13 protein-coding genes and 1 tRNA gene are annotated in these 18784 nt (G+C 67.6%); 3 read left to right on the top strand and 11 right to left on the bottom strand.

Annotated features, from left to right (window positions below; genetic code table 11):
- Positions 1 to 24: 24 nt before the first annotated feature.
- From tldD to AC1DIQ_RS02635, 4 genes are read right to left on the bottom strand one after another with little or no spacing between them, the layout of a single operon-like run.
- A complete protein-coding gene (tldD, locus tag AC1DIQ_RS02620) occupies positions 25 to 1470 on the bottom strand; it encodes a metalloprotease TldD (protein ID WP_121038570.1) in 1446 nt (481 codons plus the stop codon).
- Between the two features lie 54 nt (positions 1471 to 1524).
- Positions 1525 to 5385 (bottom strand): YhdP family protein, encoded by a 3861-nt coding sequence (locus AC1DIQ_RS02625; RefSeq protein WP_478049401.1) that lies wholly within the window; start codon positions 5383 to 5385, stop codon positions 1525 to 1527.
- Between the two features lie 30 nt (positions 5386 to 5415).
- Positions 5416 to 6903 (bottom strand): ribonuclease G, encoded by a 1488-nt coding sequence (rng, locus tag AC1DIQ_RS02630; RefSeq protein WP_259259588.1) that lies wholly within the window; start codon positions 6901 to 6903, stop codon positions 5416 to 5418.
- Positions 6896 to 7477, bottom strand: coding sequence for a Maf-like protein (locus AC1DIQ_RS02635; RefSeq protein WP_461770333.1), 582 nt, complete (start codon positions 7475 to 7477; stop codon positions 6896 to 6898). The genes rng and AC1DIQ_RS02635 overlap by 8 nt, the downstream gene beginning before the upstream one ends.
- 130 nt (positions 7478 to 7607) lie before the next feature.
- Between AC1DIQ_RS02635 and AC1DIQ_RS02640 the strand changes: the two genes are divergently transcribed.
- The 3 genes from AC1DIQ_RS02640 (at position 7608) to AC1DIQ_RS02650 (ending at position 12248) form a co-directional block, all read left to right on the top strand.
- Positions 7608 to 8342: an SIMPL domain-containing protein gene (locus AC1DIQ_RS02640; protein WP_088434541.1), complete on the top strand. Its 735-nt coding sequence runs from the start codon at positions 7608 to 7610 to the stop codon at positions 8340 to 8342.
- A 231-nt stretch (positions 8343 to 8573) separates the two neighbouring features.
- Complete coding sequence (locus AC1DIQ_RS02645; protein ID WP_478049402.1) at positions 8574 to 9233, top strand: energy transducer TonB; 660 nt, start codon at positions 8574 to 8576, stop codon at positions 9231 to 9233.
- A 180-nt stretch (positions 9234 to 9413) separates the two neighbouring features.
- A complete protein-coding gene (locus AC1DIQ_RS02650; protein WP_121038585.1) occupies positions 9414 to 12248 on the top strand; it encodes a TonB-dependent receptor in 2835 nt (944 codons plus the stop codon).
- A 124-nt stretch (positions 12249 to 12372) separates the two neighbouring features.
- On the opposite strand, the gene AC1DIQ_RS02655 is transcribed toward AC1DIQ_RS02650, so the two are convergent.
- From AC1DIQ_RS02655 to leuS, 7 genes are all read right to left on the bottom strand, one after another.
- Positions 12373 to 12449 (bottom strand) — tRNA-Asn (locus AC1DIQ_RS02655).
- A gap of 57 nt (positions 12450 to 12506) precedes the next feature.
- Positions 12507 to 12977 carry a 23S rRNA (pseudouridine(1915)-N(3))-methyltransferase RlmH gene (gene rlmH, locus AC1DIQ_RS02660; protein WP_088434465.1) on the bottom strand — a complete coding sequence of 157 codons (471 nt, stop codon included), beginning with the start codon at positions 12975 to 12977 and terminating at the stop codon, positions 12507 to 12509.
- A gap of 84 nt (positions 12978 to 13061) precedes the next feature.
- Positions 13062 to 13493, bottom strand: a complete 432-nt coding sequence (gene rsfS, locus AC1DIQ_RS02665) for a ribosome silencing factor (protein WP_121038588.1) — start codon at positions 13491 to 13493, stop codon at positions 13062 to 13064.
- Between the two features lie 58 nt (positions 13494 to 13551).
- A complete protein-coding gene (nadD, locus tag AC1DIQ_RS02670; protein WP_152154202.1) occupies positions 13552 to 14217 on the bottom strand; it encodes a nicotinate-nucleotide adenylyltransferase in 666 nt (221 codons plus the stop codon).
- A 4-nt stretch (positions 14218 to 14221) separates the two neighbouring features.
- The gene (gene holA, locus AC1DIQ_RS02675; protein WP_259259582.1) at positions 14222 to 15259 is read right to left on the bottom strand and encodes a DNA polymerase III subunit delta; all 1038 of its coding nucleotides are present in this window, start codon (positions 15257 to 15259) and stop codon (positions 14222 to 14224) included.
- A gap of 31 nt (positions 15260 to 15290) precedes the next feature.
- Entirely contained in the window at positions 15291 to 15896 is a 606-nt protein-coding gene (locus AC1DIQ_RS02680) for an LPS-assembly lipoprotein LptE (RefSeq protein WP_478049403.1), read from the bottom strand.
- 162 nt (positions 15897 to 16058) lie between these two features.
- Positions 16059 to 18707, bottom strand: coding sequence for a leucine--tRNA ligase (gene leuS, locus AC1DIQ_RS02685; protein ID WP_478049404.1), 2649 nt, complete (start codon positions 18705 to 18707; stop codon positions 16059 to 16061).
- Between the last annotated feature and the right edge of the window lie 77 nt (positions 18708 to 18784).

Below are 18784 nucleotides of genomic sequence, written 5' to 3' on the forward strand. Positions count from 1 at the left end.
CAGCGCAGGCGAATGCATCCCGGCTCAGGCCTGGGTGCCGCCCACGGTGATGCCATCGATCAGCAGGGACGGCTGGCCCACGCCGACCGGCACACTCTGGCCATCCTTGCCGCAGATGCCCACGCCCTCGTCCAGGGCCAGATCGTTGCCGATCATGCGCACTTTCTGCATGGTTTCCGGCCCGTTGCCGATCAGGGTGGCGCCCTTCACCGGCGCGGTGATTTTTCCGTCTTCGATCAGGTAGGCCTCGGTGGCCGAGAACACGTACTTGCCACTGGTGATGTCGACCTGGCCACCACCGAAGTTGACGGCGTACAGGCCACGCTTGACCGAGCGGATCATTTCTTCCGGATCGTGCTGGCCGGCGCGCATGTAGGTGTTGGTCATGCGCGGCATGGTCATGTGCGCGAATGATTCACGGCGGCCGTTGCCGGTCGGGGCCACGCCCATCAGGCGCGCATTGAGCGAATCCTGCATGTAGCCGACCAGGATGCCGTCCTCGATCAGCGTGGTGCATTGGGTCGGGTGGCCCTCGTCATCGATGTTCAGCGAGCCGCGGCGCCCGTCCAGGGTGCCGTCGTCAACGATGGTCACGCCCGGCGCGGCCACGCGCTCGCCGATCCGGCCGGCGTAGACGCTGGTGCCCTTGCGGTTGAAGTCGCCTTCCAGGCCGTGGCCGACCGCTTCGTGCAGCAGCACGCCGGGCCAGCCCGGGCCCAGCACCACGGTCATTACCCCGGCCGGGGCCGGAACCGCCTCCAGGTTCACCAGCGCCTGGCGCAGCGCCTCGCGGGCAAAACCTTCCGGGCGCCCATCGGCGAACAGGTCTTCATAGCTGTAACGGCCGCCGCCACCGGAGTAGCCCGACTCGCGACGCCCATGCTGCTCGACGATGACCTGTACGTTCAAGCGCACCAGCGGGCGGATATCCGCGGCGAGCACGCCATCGCTGCGCGCGATCAGGACCGTATCCACGCCGCCGGAAAGGCTGACCATCACCTGCTGCACGCGCGGGTCGGCGGCGCGCAGATAGCGGTCCAGCCGCTTGAGCATCTCCACCTTGGCCTCGTTGCCCATGCCGTCGATGGGGTCCAGCGCCGGGTACAGCGCGCGGCCACTGCCACGCACCAGCGAGCGGGCCGACTGTGCCCCGCCCTCGCGGGAGATGGCGCGGGCCGAGTTGGCCGCGGCCAGCAGCGCGTCGCTGTGAATGTCATCGGAGTAGGCGAAGCCGGTCTTCTCGCCGGCGATGGCGCGTACGCCCACGCCCTGCTCGATCGAATGCGCCCCGTCCTTGACGATGCCGTCCTCCACGCTCCAGCTCTCGCGGCGCGCGTGCTGGAAATAGAGATCCCCGAAATCGATGCCCGGGCCCAACAGGGTGCCGAACGTGCGTTCCAGACCGTTCGCATCCAGCCCGGCGGGCAGCAGCAGACGGTCGGTGGCCAGCGAAAGTGCGTTGTTGTTCATGCTCTTTGATCTGTGGGCGCCGGGCGCAATCGCAACCCGGGCGCGGGAAAGGGGTCAGCGCGCCGGCGGTACGGCCGGGGCCGGCTTGGGCGCTGCGTCGCGGTCGATCACATCGACCTTGGGTTCGGCCCAGGGGCCGGTCACGCGGTACGTCTTGGCGCCGATCTCGCCCAGCGGCTTGGACAGCACCGCGTTGGCCGCTGCACCGACCGCCGCCCCCACCGGCCCGCCGGCGACCGCGCCGACCACGGTCAGCAGGTTGCCGGCGCGCGGGTTGACGTCGATGGTCTGATCGAAGCGTTGCTGGCGCAGGTCGGTCTGGCCGCGGATGGTGATGTTCGCCGCCGGGCCTTCGATCAGCACCTTGTCGGTCGTGGCCATGCCATCGGCGAACGCCACGCGGCCTTCGACCTGGTTGAAGGCGAAGCCCTTGGAGAAGAAATCGCGGAAATCGAACATCAACCGGCGCGGCAGCTGGGTCACGCTGAGCAGGCCGAGCACGCGCCCGGCACCGGGTTCGAGTTCCAGCAACTGGCCGTTGCGGGCCTGCACGTCGAGCTGGCCCTGCAGCGCGCCGAGCTGGAAGTCGGACGGGCCGCCCTGCCAGCCGGCGCTCATGCTCAGCTGGCCCTGGCCGCCACGCAGCTGGCCGCCGTAATCCAGGTTCTGCATCAGTCCCCCCAGGTCCTCGCTCTTGACCTGCACGTTGAACTGGCTGCGTGCGGCCTCGCCCATGCCCATCCAGCGGCCATTGACGTCGATCTCCTGCTTGGGTGCGCGGAACTGCAGCTGGTCCACGCTCAGGCCGTTGGCCATCGGCCGCGTGCGCAATACCGCCTGGCCGAGCTTGGCCTTGCCGAACTGGAGGTCATCGATATCCAGCGACAGCGGCGGGATTTTGGCCGGATTGGTGTCATTGGCACTGGCCTGGACCCGCGCCGGCAGGGCCACGTCCGGTGGCAGCAGGATCGGAGCGCCATCGCTGGGCGCCTTGACCGGCGTCGGCAGCGATTGCCAGTGCACCCGGCTGAGCTTGCCGACGATGGTGCCGCCCTCGGCATTGGGCACGCTCAGGCCGCCCGCCAGCGAGGGACCGTCCAGGCGCACGTCCACGCTGCTGCTGGTCGGCCGCAGTTGCAGCCGGGTCTGTGGGAACACGCCACCGGCAAGCAGCAGCTGGCCGACCTGCACGTCCACCTGCCGCAGCGGCATCGGGTCCTTGCCGTCGCCGCCATCCGGCGAGCGGGCCAAGGCGATCCACTCCAGCGCATCCAGCGAGCCGCTGCGCCCGTTCACCACCAGCCCACTGGCCGGCGGATCACGATCCACGCGGTCGCTGCCGAGGGTGACCTGCACGCCGGTCTGGTTGTCATGCGTGCGCGCGGCCAAGGCCAGGCGCTGGCCGAAGGCGACATCCACACGGCCGCTGCCCATCGGCAGCTGTGCGGTGACGTCCGTCGCCAACGGCGTGGCGGCAGGCTTGTCCAGCGGCGCGGGCAGTTCCAGCGTGGTGCCGACCAGATCCGAATGCAGCTTGAGCACCGTCGGCGGCTCGACCTTGCTGCCGGCCGCGACCTTGGGCAGGGTCACCCCGATGGTCCAGCGTGAGGTGCCCTGGATGTAAGGTTTGAGCCAGTTCAATTCCGGCGCGCGGTCCAGCAGCGCGCTGGCCGCCAGCGAGGCGGTCAGTTCGGACTCGAAGGCCTGCTGCGGGTCACGCACGAACTCACCGGCGCGCAGGCTGAGCAGCCCGTCCTGGCCCTGGTGGCGCACGGCCAGGTGCTCTGCATCGAAGCCGCCATGGCCATAGCGGGCCGTGCCGCGCATGTTCTCGAAGACCAGGTCGAAACGCTTCTCGGTGAGGGTCGCGCCATTGAGATCGACCGTGCCCTGCAGGTGACCGCCGCCGTCGTCGTGATGCAGTGGCTGCAGCAGGTCGAAGGTGACCGCGGCCGGCCCCTTCGCAGTGAGATTGTCCAGCGTCTCGCCATAGGTGGCCTGCAACGGACTCTGCTTGAGCATGGCCAGCAGTGCACCGGCATCGCTGCGGCTGGTGGCCTTGACGTACAGATCGGTCTCGCCGAAATCGGGAATGCCGGCATCGAAGTGGTCCACCGCCACCCCGGCCAGGTCGCCCTTGCCATGCAGTTCGAAGCCCGGGCCGATGAAGGCGATATCGGCATCGACCTTGTTCATCGCCGGCCAGTCGTGCTGGAAGCGGATGCTGCCGGCGTCGATGTGGCCGGTCGCCTCGAAGCGGCCGTTGTTCTTGTCGAACGGCCAGTCTTCCAGATCGCCGGTCACCAGGCCCACGCCGCCACGCACCTGGCCGGAGACCAGGGCGGCATCCAGCCAATCGGTGGCGGTCTTGCTCATCTTGGAATGGATCCAGAAACGCTTGGCCGCCGTCATCGGCACATCGTCGATCCTGGCCGCCAGTTCCAGCCAGGGGCGCGTGCCGTTGTTCTGGAACCAGATGCCGCCGCGCACATCGGCGGCGTAATCGGTGCCCTGCACGCGCAGCGCCGGGGTGCCGATCCGCCAGCCGCCGGCCTCGTCGCGCCAGCCCACCAACCGGCCGGCCAGGCGCACGTCGTGGCGCTCGCCAAAGCCGCTGGGCCAATCGAAATGCATCACCTGCTGCGGCTGCAGATCCAGGGTGAAGCCATCGGCATCGCCGTTGAAGCGCCCGCCCACACCGCTGAGCCCGGGCGAATGCCCGACCGCCGCGAAGCGGATGTCTTCCAGATCCCCGTCGACCGAGAGCGGGCCGCCCTGCTCGCCTGCCACCCGTACGCGGGTCATGCGCACCTGCGGTGCGGCCTCGTGCAGCCACTCGCGCAGGCCGGGATCGATCCGGTCGGTCAGCGCCAGCCCCCGCAACAGCGCGGTGGCATCGATGTTGTCGCCGGCCAGCGCGAAGTGCTGCCCGCCGGCCAGCAGCAGCCCATCCAGTTGCTGGGTGCTGCCTTCCATGCCGATCCGCAACCGCGGCGCATCGGCGCGCCAGCCACCCTGCACCCAGCGCCAGCGTGCGCGCAGTTCCAGCGTGTCCAACGCGAGCTGCGGGTGGGTGCCGTCCGCCAGCTTCACGCCGCGCACCTGTACGTTCTGAAGGTCCGCATCGGTGGTGACCATCACCACCCGGTGATCGCGCAGGTCCACCCACGCATTGAACTCACCGGTACCCTGCTGCAGGCCGATGCCGCCGAACTGCAGCAGCGAGGACCACGCGCGGAAGTCGGCCGGGTCGGCCGAGAACCAGGCCTGACCATCGCCGCGCTTGCGCTCGAATTCCAGCACCGCCGTCAGCGGCTGTGCGGACGGGTCGGCCCACGCACGCGCCCCAACCCGCAGGCGCTGGCCATTGACGCGCAGGCGCAGGTCGATCCGCGGCAGATCGGCCTTCACGCCCAAGGACGGTGCATCGACGCTCAAGCTCCCACCGATCACCTGCAGCTCGCCCAAGCGGCGCAGTGTTTCCAGCGGGTCGCCCGCACTGGACTGCGGCAGGCCCTGGACAGACCAGCGGCCATCGTCCGCACGCTGCAGTACCAGCGCCACGCCACGCAGCCTCAGTTCGGTCAGCGAGTGGCCCGGCAACAGACCGGCATACATGGACACCAGCACTTCAGCCTCGCCGATGCGCAGGCCCTGCCCTTCACCGATGCGCAGCCCTTTGAGCTGCAGCAGCGGGCCGCGCCGGGTCCAGGCGGTCTCCAGCGCATCGAAGCGCACCGGCTGGCCCGCGCGCGCGCTCAACCAGGCCGCCACCCTGTCCGGATGACGCTCAGCCAGCGGCAGCAGCTGGCTGGCAGTGCCGACCAGCAGGGCCACGCCCACGAGCAGGATCGCCACCGCATACACAGCATGGCGGCGGATCCGGCGCAGGCGCAGGCGCAGCGGTGTGCTCATCGGAACGTGGGACTGCCGGACCGGCCGCGATCAGAGCAGCACGACATCGAACTGCTCCTGCAGGTACTGCTCATCCGCCTGGAAGCGGATGCTCTTGCCGAGGAACTCCTCCAGTTCGGCCACCGCCGTGGATTCCTCGTCGGTGATGCGCGCGACCACCTTGGAGGAGGCGATCACCAGCAGGCGCGCCGCATCGAACTGACGCACCGCGCGGGTGATCTCGCGGAAGATCTCGTAGGTGACGGTTTCGGCGGTCTTGATCGAGCCACGGCCACTGCACTCCGGGCACGGCTCGGAGAGCTGGCGCTCCAGGCTTTCCACGGTGCGCTTGCGGGTCATCTCGACCAGGCCCAGCGGCGAGAAATCGTAGACGGTGGTCTTGGCGTGGTCGCGGGCCAGCGCCTTCTCCAACGTGCGCAGTACCTGGCGGCGGTGCTCGGCATCGTCCATGTCGATGAAGTCGATGATGATGATGCCGCCCAGGTTGCGCAGCCGCAGCTGGCGCGCCACCGCCTGCGCGGCCTCCAGATTGGTGCGGAACACGGTCTCTTCGAGGTTGCGCTGGCCCAGGAACGAACCGGTGTTCACATCGATCGTGGTCATCGCCTCGGTCTGGTCGATCACCAGATAGCCGCCCGACTTCAGCGGGACCTGCTTGTCCAGCGCGCGGCCGATCTCGTCCTCGACCCCGAACATGTCGAAGATCGGGCGATCACCGCTGTACAGCTCCAGCTTCTCGGCCAGCACCGGCATGTACTTGGCCACGAACGCCTGCAACTGGTTGAAGGTCTCCTTGGAATCGACCTTGACCTTGTCCACGTCCTTGCGGATCAGATCGCGCACCGAGCGCAGCGGCAGGCTCAGGTCTTCATAGATCACGCTGAGCGGGGCCGCATCGCGGCCACGGCGCTCCACCACGTTCCAGACCCGCGACAGGTAGGCCACGTCTTCGGCGATCGCCTCGGCCGGCTGGCCTTCGGCATTGGTGCGCACGATGTAGCCGTAGCCCCCGTGCTGGGCCGACAGTTCGGTCACCAGGGTCTTCAGGCGGGCGCGCTCGGCCTCGTCCTCGATCCGGGCCGACACGCCCACCACCTTGGACTGCGGCAGCAGCACCATGTAACGCGAGGGAATGCTGATCTGGGTGGTCAGGCGGGCGCCCTTGGTCCCGATCGGGTCCTTGACCACCTGCACCACGATGTCCTGGCCGTCGCGCAGCAGCTCGACGATCGGCACCGAGGACGGCGGCGGCAACGTGGTGCCTTCGGTATCCGGGCTGGCCACCGGGGCCGGGCGGATCACATCGTTGGCGTGCAGGAACGCGGCGCGCTCCAGCCCGACCTCGACGAAGGCCGCCTGCATGCCCGGCATCACCCGCTGCACCTTGCCCTTGTAGATGTTGCCGACCACGCCGCGGCGCCAGCCACGTTCAATGTGCAGTTCCTGCAGCATGCCGTTTTCGATGACGGCGACGCGGGTTTCCCGCGGGGTGACATTGACCAGGATTTCTTCAGACATGGGCGACTCCCTTCAGTTCGAACGTCTGCAGCAACTGCTCGGTCTGTTGCAGGGGCAAACCCATCACACCCGAATAGCTTCCCGCCAGATGGCGGATATATCGTTCAGCGCCCCCCTGGATCGCATAGGCACCGGCTTTGTCCATCGGCTCGCCGCTGGCCACGTAGGCCGCGATCCGATCTTCATCGATCGCCGCGAACGTCACCTCCGAGACCACCAGCACGCCCTGTTCCCGGCCGGCAGCGACCAGTGCCACGGCGGTCATCACCTGGTGGGTGCGCCCGGCCAACGCGCGCAGCATCGCGCAGGCGTCAGCAGCATCCACCGGTTTACCGAACACGCGCCCGTCGAGCACGACCTCGGTGTCCGAGCCCAGCACCACCGCCTCGGGGTCATGCGCGACAAGCGCCAACCCGGCGCGCGCCTTGTCGGCGGCGACCCGCTGCACGTAATCGGCGGCGGACTCGTCGGGCGCGCGGACTTCGGGCACGTGAAGCTCAAGCGCCTGGAACGGTCGTTCCAGGCGCGCAAGCAGTTCGTTTCGTCGGGGGGATCGAGAGGCAAGATAAAGCATCGAGGAAGCATAACCTGAGCCTACTGTCTGAATCGCGAGCAACACGCTTGAATCGTGATCAACCCCCTCAAACCTCACGACGCGTTCATCGCCCCGACACCAACCTCAACGTCTTCACAAGGAGATGTACATGCGCCGCCCGTCCCTGTCCCCGTTGCTGCTCGCCCTGTCCCTTGCCCTGGGAGCTTCGATGACCGCCCACGCCCAGTCCCAGCCCACCATCGCCGTGCCGGCCGACGGCACCCTGCTCAACATCTCGGCCAATGCCGAGGCCAGGCGCGTGCCGGACGTGGCCACGCTCTCGGCCGGCGTGGTGACCCAGGCCGTGGACGGCAACACCGCCATGCGCCAGAACGCCGAGCAGATGACCAAGGTGCTCGCCGCGATCAAGGCCGCCGGCATCGCCGAGCGTGATGTGCAGACCAGCGGCGTCAACCTGAGCCCGCAGTATCGCTATGCCGACAACGAGGCACCGAAGATCACCGGGTACCAGGCCAGCAACACGGTCAGCCTGAAAGTGCGCGACATCGCCAAGCTCGGCAAAGTACTCGACGCACTGGCCGCCCAGGGCGCCAACCAGATCAACGGCCCGCAGTTCGAGATCGACCAGCCCGAACCGGTCTATGACGAGGCCCGCCTGGCCGCGCTGAAGAAAGCCCAGGCCCGTGCGGAGACCTACGCCAAGTCGCTGGGCCTGCGCGTGCGCCGGATCGTGAGCATCTCCGAGAGCGGCGGCGGCAACTTCCGCCCGGTGATGATGCGTGCGGCGGCGGCGCCGATGGCAGCCGACGTGTCCACCCCGGTCTCGCCGGGCGAATCGACCGTGTCGGTCAACCTGGACGTGGTGTTCGACTTGGGCCGGTAACACGTCAGAAGAGAGCGGACCAGCGGCCCGCTCCTGCCTGGCATGACGGCGCCTGCGGGCGCCGTCATGCTGTCTGCGGCTGGATCCTGACTGCCAGCCAACTCGCCACCCTGCCCCTGACTTCCGGCCCGTGCCGGGCTCGGGTATTGCTGTCAGTGCGCGGCCCCGCCTGACCCCACGCGCCGCGCAGGCACGTTGATGTTCCCGCACATCTGGCAAGGAGAGTGGAGCATGGTCCGTACCCCGTCCCCGGTTGTCCCGCTGCCCATCGAAGCGTCCCGCGTGCTCGGGTGGAGCACCGCCATCGCGGTCCATGCGCTGGCCATGATGCTGTTGTTGATTCCTGCCGCACAGCCGCTGATCACGGCCCCGCGCGAGCGCATGCGGGTGAGCTGGGTGCTGCCTCCGCCGCCGCAGCCGGAGATCATCCGTCACCCTCCAGCGGACCCGCAGCGGCTCCCCCCGACCGTGCCCGTGACCACGCAACGCGCGCCGGCACCGCTGCCGACACCCACCGCCACCCTCGACGAGGCGCCCGCGGTGGCACCGATGCCCGCCAGCGAGACCGCCGCACCGGCGCTGGAACCGGCCCCCGCCGCGCCCTCGCCCGCCGCCGGAGCCCAACTGCAGTACCGCAGCGCGCCACCCCCGCCCTATCCCGTCGCGGCGATCCGCCTTGGCCAGGAGGGGACGGTCCTGCTGCGCATCCGGGTGGGCACCGATGGCAACCCCGTCGCGGTCAGCATCGAAAAGAGCAGCGGCTCTCGTGCTCTGGACCAGGCAGCGCGTCAGCAGGTAATGCGTCATTGGCGCTTCGTGCCCGCGACCGTCAATGGGCAGGTGGTCCAAGCCGATGGCCTGGTGCCGGTGGAGTTTTCGTTGCCGCACTGATGGGCTGGGGAGCGCCCCGTCGGGGCTCTCCCCATTCACACAAGGCCCTCACACGATCTTTCGCGAATTAAGCAATTTTTCACACTTGCGTCACCTGCCGGAAACCTAGATTGGCGCCGTCGCCAGTGATTTCGATGACGACCCTCACACATGTAGGTTTTCCCAGTCAGGAGAGAAGCTGTGAAACACCCGATCCAACGCCGCGACGACAGCCGCCGCAATACCCTGGCCCATTCCATTTCCACGATCCTGACCAGCGGCGCGCTGCTGCTGGTGGGCGCCATGGCGTCGTCCTCCGCGTTCGCGCAGGAGCAGGCGACCAACCTTGACCGGATCACGGTGACCGGCTCGAACATCCCCCGCACCAATACCGAGACTCCCTCCCCCGTCCAGGTGGTCACCCGCCAGGAGATTGACCGCACCGGCAAGACCACGGTCGCCGAGTACCTGCAGACCCTGACCGCGGATGGGTCCGGCTCCATTCCCAAGACCTTCGGCAACGGCTTTGCCGGCGGTGGCGCGGGCATCTCGCTGCGCGGCCTGGGCGCCGGCTCCACGCTGGTGCTGTTGAACGGCCGCCGCATGGCGACCTACGGCCTGGCCGATGACGGCCAGAAAGTCTTCACCGATCTGAGCACGATTCCGCTGGATGCGGTCGAGCGCATCGAAGTCCTCAAGGACGGCGCTTCTGCGATCTACGGTTCCGATGCCATCGCCGGCGTGGTCAACATCATCCTGCGCAGCGACTTCAACGGCGCCATCCTGCGCGCCTCCTACGGCCTGTCCGGTGACAGCGACGGCGATGCCAAGAAGGCCACCCTGACCGCCGGTACCGGCGACCTGGCCACCGATGGCTGGAATGCGTTCTTCAGTCTGGACGTGGGCAAGACCGACGCGATCAAGATCAGCGACCGCAAGAACCGCAAGTGGATCGGCACCGGCGATATCCGCCCGTGGGGCTACGGCAACAACGCCCAGTTCCTGGGTGGCGCCGCGCTGTCCGGCGGTACCCGTGGCGGTGTGGGTCCGACCGGTTCGGTCTTCGACGATCGCGCCGTGACCGCTGACAATCCGGCCTTCCTCGTTGCGCTCCCAGGCTGTGCGGGCCTTACCACCATTCCTGGCCAGAACGACGTCACCGCACAGCAGCAGGGCTGCCTGTGGGATCCGAACCAGCTGTACCGTGACCTGACCCCGGAAGAGAAGTACGTCAACGTGTTCGGTCGGGCCAGCTTCGCCTTCGGCGAGGGCGGTGAGATCTACACCGAAATCGGATACTCCAAGAAGGAAACCACCTTCAGCAACACGCCCTCCGGCGTGTCCGGCGGCTGGGGCTATCCCGGCGGCCCGGTCAACGCCAACAGCGGCGATGGCGCCACCGTGCTCGGCCCTACCCATCCGGACAATCCCATCCCCGGCCAGGCCTCGCGCCTGCGCTACTCGGCCTGGGATGTCGGCCCGCGCGTGACGGAGAACACCAACGAGTTCAACCGCTTCCTGGTGGGCGTGAAGGGCAACTGGGGTGAGTGGAGCTACGACACCGCCTACCTGCATTCGGGGACGGATCTGGTCAACAAGCGCACCGGCTTCCTGCGCTACAGCGCCGTGCAGTGCGCGCTTGGGAACCCGGCCTGCCCAGGCGGGGTGTGGCGCATCGGCGACAACGCCGGGCTCAATTCGCAGGCGCTGTATGACTACATTTCGCCTGACATCAGCGCACGCGCCAAGTCCAGCCTGGACATGTTCGACTTCACCGTGTCGCGCAGCCTGATGGACCTCAAAGGTGGCCCGCTTGGCCTGGCGCTGGGTACCGAATGGCGCAAGACCAGCAACAGCCTGACCCCGCAGACCTATACCGACCAGGGCGACATCATCGGCCTGGGTTACTCGGCCTATGACGGCACGCAGAACGTTTACGCCGGTTACGTCGAACTGTCCGCCCCGGTACTGGAGCAGTTGGAACTGTCCGGCGCGGTGCGCTATGACAAGTATGAAAGCGGCGAGGGCAAGGCGACGCCGAAGGTCGGCATCAAGTGGACCCCGGCCGACTGGATCGCGGTCCGCGGCAGCTATGCCGAAGGCTTCCGCGCGCCGAATCCGGCCGAGAACGGCGACGGTGGCCTGGCCGCGTTCTCCAACGCTGCCGATCCCGTGCGCTGCCCCGGCGGCAACCCGGCCCCGGGCGCGACCGATGACGATTGCGGCGCACTGCCGGTCGCCATCATCACCCGCCCGAACCAGGACCTGAAGCCGGAGGAATCCAAGAGTTATTCAGTCGGCCTGGTGCTGCAGCCGACCTCAAGCACCTCGATGACGGTCGACGCGTGGCAGATCAAGCGCACCAACGAAATCGCCCAGGGCAGTACTGCCGAAGCGATTGCCGCAGGCAACGTGCTGCGTGACAACAACCTGCTCAATGGTGTTCCCGGCACCGGCAGCATCCTGGCGGTCAATACGCAGTACATCAACGCTGCATCGACCCGCGTCCGCGGTATCGATACCGACATCCGCCAAACCTTCGACATCGGTCCGGGCCAGCTGGAGATGGACCTGCAGTGGAGCCATGTGCTCAAGTTCGAGCGTACCGATGCCGACGTGACCGTCGACTATGCCGGCACGCACGGCAACTGCGACGTCACCAACTGCATCGGCACCCCGAAGGATCGCATCAACTTCGGCACCACCTGGAAGCAGGGCCCGTGGAGCGTCAGCGGCGTGGCCAACTACATCTCCAAGATGGAGAACACCGACTTCCGCGGTCCGGACGGCTCGTATCAGTTCGCCTATGCCGACGGCACCGACGTCACCAAGATCTCTTCGTTCACCACCTTCGACCTGTCCGGTCGCTGGAACATCACCGAGGCCTTCGAGTTGAACGCATCGGTGCAGAACCTGTTCGACCGCATCGCTCCGCTGGATCCGACCACCTACGGTGGCGTGAACTACAACCCGCTGCACTTCAGCGGCGCGATCGGCCGTTACTTCACCGTCGGTGCCAAGTACACCTTCGAATGAGGTAAGCGCACTTGGGGAACAAGGAGCCCGGGCATTGCCCGGGCTTTTTGTTTGGATCGCGGCACGCGAGTAAATCGCGGACAAGAAAAAGCCCCGCATCGCTGCGAGGCTTTTCTTCAAATCTTGGCGCCCGAAGTTGGACTCGAACCAACGACCCCCTGATTAACAGTCAAGTGCTCTAACCGGCTGAGCTATTCGGGCGGGGTGCGCATTGTAGCCCGTTTTTCGCGAGATGTAACCCGTCTGGCGACAACTATTTCACGCGCGGTGATACGGATGGTTGGCCAGCATCGCCGCGGCGCGGTACAGCTGCTCGGCCACTACCAGGCGCACCAGCATGTGCGGCAGCGTCAGCGGGCCGATCGACCATTTCTCATCAGCCATTGCCGACACTTCCGCCGAATGCCCCTCCGGCCCGCCGATCAGGAAGGCCAGGTCCCTGCCCTGGCCGCGCCAATGCTCCAGGCGCTGCGCCAGCTGCTCGGAACTGAGCGGGCGTCCCGGTACATCAAGCGCGACCACATAGGCATTTTTTGGCAACGCGGCGATCACCCGCTTGCCTTCGTCATCGGTCGCGCGGCGCGCATCGCGGCCCTTGCCGCGCAGGCCGGGTTCGATCTCGACCAGCTCGAACGGCAACCAGTGCGAGAGCCGCTTCTGGTACTCGGCAAAGCCCTGCGCCACCCAGGATGGGGCGCGCTCGCCGGTGGCGATCAGCTTGGCTTTCATGTCTGTCCTCCGCAGCCACCACAGGCGGCGCCGCAAAAGACAACGGCGCCATCGGCGCCGTTGTCGTGACCGGGCACGCTGCGATCAGCGCGCGTCGTAGTCGTCGTCCGCATCGTCGAGCAGTTCGATCGGCGGCTGGTCGCCCACGGTCCACAGCCGCTCGAGCGCGTAGAACTCACGCACGCGCGGCAGCATCACGTGAACGATCACATCGCCCAGGTCGACCAGCACCCACTCGGCTTCGCGCTCGCCTTCCACACCCAGCGGCATCACGCCCAGCTTCTTGGCGAACTTCACCACTTCGTCGGCGATCGACTTGACGTGACGGCTGGAGGTGCCCGAGGCGATCACCATGTAATCGGCGACGCTGGAGCGGCCGATGACGTCGATCTCAACGAGATCCTTGGCCTTCAGTTCTTCGGTGGCCCCGCGCACGCACTCGAGCAGCTGCAGAACGGAGGGCGCCGGATTGGGCAGTTGGACCTTGATGGTCTGGGGCTGGGCTTGGTTGCTCAAAGCGGGTCAACTCGATAAATGTGGGGCCGATTATACGGGGCGGCGGGCCCGCGCGTATTCACGACGGTGTCGCGCCGTACAGGCGGTGGTCGATGATGTAGCCCGCCACCGCCTCAGGCAGCAGTTGCCGCCAGGGCCCGGCGGCGGCGATCTGCGCGCGCACCGCGGTGGCCGATTCCTCGCGCAACGGCGCCTGCAAGCGCATCAGGCGCCCGGCCGGCGCGCTGAACAGCTCACGCTCGTGGCTGGCCCAGCGCCCTTCCAGGGCCTGCGCCAGCACCGGGTCGCAGGCGGCGGCCAGGGGACTGCCGGGGCGGTCGGCGACGATGAAATGGGCCAGCTCGAACAGCGCTTCCCATTCGTGCCAGCTGGGCAGGGCCAACAGGCTGTCGGCACCGACCAGCCAGGCGATCGGCTGGCGCGGGCCCAGCTCGGCGCGCAGCTCGCGCAGCGTATCGACGGTGTAGGACGGCACACCGGGCTGGCGCTCGGCCCGGTCCAGCTCGCGCCGGTCCAGCAGCAGGCCGGGCTCATCGCCGATGGCCAGGGCCAGCATGGCCAGGCGCTGTGCGGCATCAGCGCCGGGGGCGGCACGGTGCGGTGGATCGGCGGCCGGCAGCAGGCGTACGGCTACCTGCAGCTGGTCGCGGGCGGCGCGGGCAATGGCCAGATGGCCCAGATGGACGGGATCGAAGGTCCCGCCGTAATAGATGCGCAGCCCCATGGGCTCAGGCCCGGGCGAGCAGGCGCACAGCGCGAGCTTCGGAGACGGCGATCAGCAGCCGCTCCAGCGCCAGCCAGGCGTCGCCATCGGCGCGCCCCTTGGCGATGCGGTCCACCAGCCCGGCTTCGGCCACGAAGCGCTCCCAGCGCTTGACCTCGGGATGGCGCTGCAGCGCGCGCTTGAACGGCGCCTGCCGCGATTCCCAGATGCCGCGGCTCTTCATTTCCGCAGCCAGGTTGCCACCGCGCGCCTGCACCCGCGCCAGACCGGCGGTGGAGAGCAACTCGCGGATCACGATCGGCGTCAGCGCCGCCACCGCTTCACCTTCGGCACGCAGGCCGGCGATCATGCGCAGCACGGCCGCAGGCTGACCCGAGAAGGTCGCCTCGACCAGACGGAACACGTCATAACGGGCGGCATCGGCCACCAGCGATTCCATCGTGTCCACATCCAGGGTCTGGCCATCGGCCAGCAGCGCCAGCTTGTCGATTTCCTGGGCGGCGGCGAGCAGGTTGCCTTCCACCCGTTCGGCCAGGCGCTGCACCGCCTGCGGGTCGGCGCGCAGGCCCTTGCCACGCAGCCGGCGCTCGATCCACTCGGTGAGTTCATGCGGCTTGATCGCCCAGGCCACCGAGATCACCCCGGCGCGGCCAACGGCATCGGCCCACTTGGTCTGGTGGGCCTTGCTCCATTCGTTGCAGGTGATCAGCAGGATCACGTCCGGTGCCGGGTTGGCACAGAACTGGCTGATCACCTCGGCGCCTTCCTTGCCCGGCTTGCCGCTGGGCAGGCGCAGTTCCACCAGGCGTCGGGCACTGAACAGGCTGGGCGCATTGAAGCTGGCATCGAGCTGGTGCCAGTCGAAGTCACGGCCATCGGCATCGAAGACTTCGCGCTCGTTGACGCCATCGGCGCGCGCCCGCGCACGCACCGCATCGGCGGCTTCCAGCACGCGCAGGGTCTCAGGCCCGGCGATCAGGTAGACCGGGGCCAACGGCTGGCTGGCCGGTTGGCTGGCAAGCTGTTCGGGGCGCAGTTCCATCCGGGCAGGCCGATCCGTGGGCGGACCGGGCTCAGCGCCCCTGCGGGACGACGGCGGGGACCGCCGGCGTCGGGGTCGGGGTGGTAGTGGGCGTCACGGCCGGAGTCGTGCCGGACTTGGCCGGGGCACGGCCATGCTCCAGTTCCGCGCGGACCACGCTGTCGATACGCCGCATGATCGAGGCGGACATCTCACGGCGCAGTTCGTCGGCGAGGATTTCGCGTTCGGTGGTGGTACCGGTGGCGTCGGTAGGCGGCGACACGTAGTCGCGCGAGAGTTCGATCACCTGCTGCGGCACCAGCTCGCTGCCGTCTTCGCGGCGGAAGATGAAGATCACCGCATAGCGCAGGCTGTACTCCTGGGCACGGCCCTGGGCATCGATCGCGATCGGCAGATCGCCCCAGCGCTCGGACAATACCTGCAGCTGCGAGGCCGGGCCGGTGCTGTCCGGATCCGCCAACTGCGCACCGGAGGCCTGCAGGCCACGGCGGAGCAACTTGACCAGCTCACTGTAAGGCGCGGTGGAGACCACCTGCACCGCGGCCGTATCGGCCGGCAGCATCAATTTGTTGCGCAGATGGAAGCCGCACCCGGCAAGGGTTGCGGTCAGGACAAGGGCAAGCAGGAATCGGGTCATGGATACAGTCTGTAGGAGCGCGGCGGTCGCGGCAACAAGCAGTGATCCTGCCGGATGCCGCGTGAACAGGACTTGATACCGGACGGTCTGCAGGATCTGCCTGCAACCGGCCCTTGGAGATCGGTACCACCGGAGGCGCAGGCCCCCGGTGGCACGACGGGATCAGCCCTGCGGGGCCGCCACGATGTTCACGATCTTGCCCGGCACGATGATGATCTTGCGCACGGTCAGCCCTTCCAGGAACTTGGCCGCATTCGGCTCGGCCAGGCCCAGTGCTTCGATCTGATCACGCGGCGCATCGGCAGCGACGTCGATGGTGCCGCGCAGTTTGCCGTTGACCTGCACCGCCAGGGTCACCGCATCGCGCACCAGCGCCGCCGGATCGGCGTCCGGGAACGCCTGGTCTTCCAGCAGTTCCTCGGCGTGGCCCAGCACCTGCCACAGCGCATGGCTGGCATGCGGCGTGATCGGGTTGAGCAGCAGCACGGTGGCGCGCAGTGCTTCCTGGCGCACCGCACGGCCCTGCTCGCTGACGTCATCGAACTTGGCCAGCGCGTTCATCAACTCCATCACCGCGGCGATCGCGGTGTTGAAGCTGTGGCGGCGGCCGTAGTCGTCGCCGACCTTGCCGATGGTTTCATGGGTCTTGCGGCGCAGCGCCTTCTGCTCGGCATTCAGCGCGGCCACGACCAGCGCCGGGGCGGCGCCATCAGCGGCATGCCTCTGCACCTGGGCCCACAAGCGGCGCAGGAAACGGGCCATGCCATCCACGCCGGCTTCGTTCCACTCCAGCGACTGTTCCGGTGGCGCGGCGAACATCGAGAACAGGCGCACGGTGTCGGCGCCGTACTTGCCCACCATCACCTGCGGGTCCACGCCGTTGTTCTTGGACTTGGACATCTTCTCGGTGCCGCCGATCACCACCGGCTGGCCGTCGGCGATCAGGGTCGCCCCGACGATGCGGCCGCGCTCGTCACGCTGCACATCCACATCGGCCGGGTTGATCCAGTCCTTGGAGCCGTCCGGGTTCGGGCGGTAGTAGGTTTCGGCGATCACCATGCCCTGGCACAGCAGATTCTGCGCCGGCTCGTTGCTGTCCACCATGCGCGCATCACGCAGCAGCTTGTGGAAGAAACGGAAGTACATCAGGTGCAGGATCGCGTGCTCGATGCCACCGATGTACTGATCCACCGGCAGCCAGTAGTTGCCCCGCTTGTCCACCGCATCGCGGGCACCCGGCGAGGTGTAACGCGCGTAGTACCAGCTCGACTCCATGAAGGTATCGAAGGTGTCGGTCTCGCGCTCGGCCGCGCCGCCGCAGTCCGGGCAGGTGGTCTTGCGCCATTCCGGATCGGCCTTGATCGGCGAGCCGGTGCCGACGAAGTTGACGTTCTCCGGCAGGACCACCGGCAGCTGCTCTTCCGGTACCGGCAAGGCGCCGCACTTCGGGCAGTAGATCACCGGGATCGGGCAGCCCCAGTAGCGCTGGCGGCTCACGCCCCAGTCGCGCAGACGATAGTTCACGCGGCGCTGGCCCTGGGCCTTGCGCTCGAAACGCTCGGCCAGTGCCTCGAAGGCGCCCTGGAAGTCCAGCCCATCGAACTCTTCGGAGTTGACCAGCTCGGTCTCGCGGGTCTTGTCGCCGTACCAGTCCTGCCAGCGCGTGGCGTCGTACGCGCTTTCTTCCTTGCGCAGCGACTTCAACGCGATGACCTGGCGGATCGGCAGGCCGTACTTGTTGGCAAATTCGTTATCGCGCTGATCATGGCCGGGGACGGCCATCACCGCGCCGGTGCCGTAACCCATCAGCACGAAGTTGGCGACCCACACCGGCACCTGGGCGCCGGTGACCGGATGGATGGCGCGCAGGCCGGTATCCATGCCGCGCTTTTCCTGGGTTTCCAGCTCAGCCTCAGACACGCCGCCCTGCTTCATCTCGGCCAGCAGCGCGGCCAGCGCCGGGTTGGACTTGGCCGCGTGCTGGGCCAGCGGATGTTCGCCGGCGATGGACACGAAGGTCACGCCCATCACGGTGTCCGGCCGGGTGGTGAACACGCGCAGCGGGTCCAGCGTGCTGCCGTCGGCGTCACGCACATCGAACTGGATCTCCAGCCCTTCCGAGCGGCCGATCCAGTTGCGCTGCATGGTCTTGACCGAGTCGGGCCAGCCCGGCAGTTCGTCCAGGCCGTCCAGCAGTTCCTGGGCGTAATCGGTGATGCGCAGGAACCACTGCGGGATCTCGCGCTTTTCCACCAGCGCACCGGAACGCCAGCCGCGGCCGTCGATGACCTGCTCGTTGGCCAGCACGGTCTGATCGATCGGGTCCCAGTTCACCACCGCGTTGCGGCGGTAGGCCAGGCCCTTGCGCATCAGGCGGGTGAACATGCGCTGCTCGTGCACGTAGTACTCGGGCGTGCAGGTGGCGAACTCGCGCGACCAATCGATCGCATAGCCCATGGCCTTGAACTGGCCACGCATGTGCTCGATGTTGGCGTAGGTCCACTTGGCCGGCGCGGTCTTGTTCTTGATCGCCGCGTTCTCGGCCGGCAGGCCGAAAGCATCCCAGCCCATCGGCTGCAGCACGTTGTGGCCGGTCATCCGCTTGTAGCGGCTGATCACGTCACCGATGGTGTAGTTGCGCACGTGGCCCATGTGCAGCGCACCGGACGGATACGGCAGCATCGAGAGGCAGTAGAACTTCGGCTTCTCCGAAGTCTCGGTGACCTCGAAGGCACGGGTGGCATCCCAGTACTGCTGGGCGGCGGATTCAACCTGCTGCGGATCGTAAACGTTGGGTTCGACGCTGGTCATAAAAACGCTAGTGCGGCGGCAAAGCGGCACAGGGTACCGCAGTGCGGCAAAGGGCTCCAATCGACGTGGCCCACCGT

This window comes from Stenotrophomonas sp. 05L413 (genome assembly GCF_056397945.1).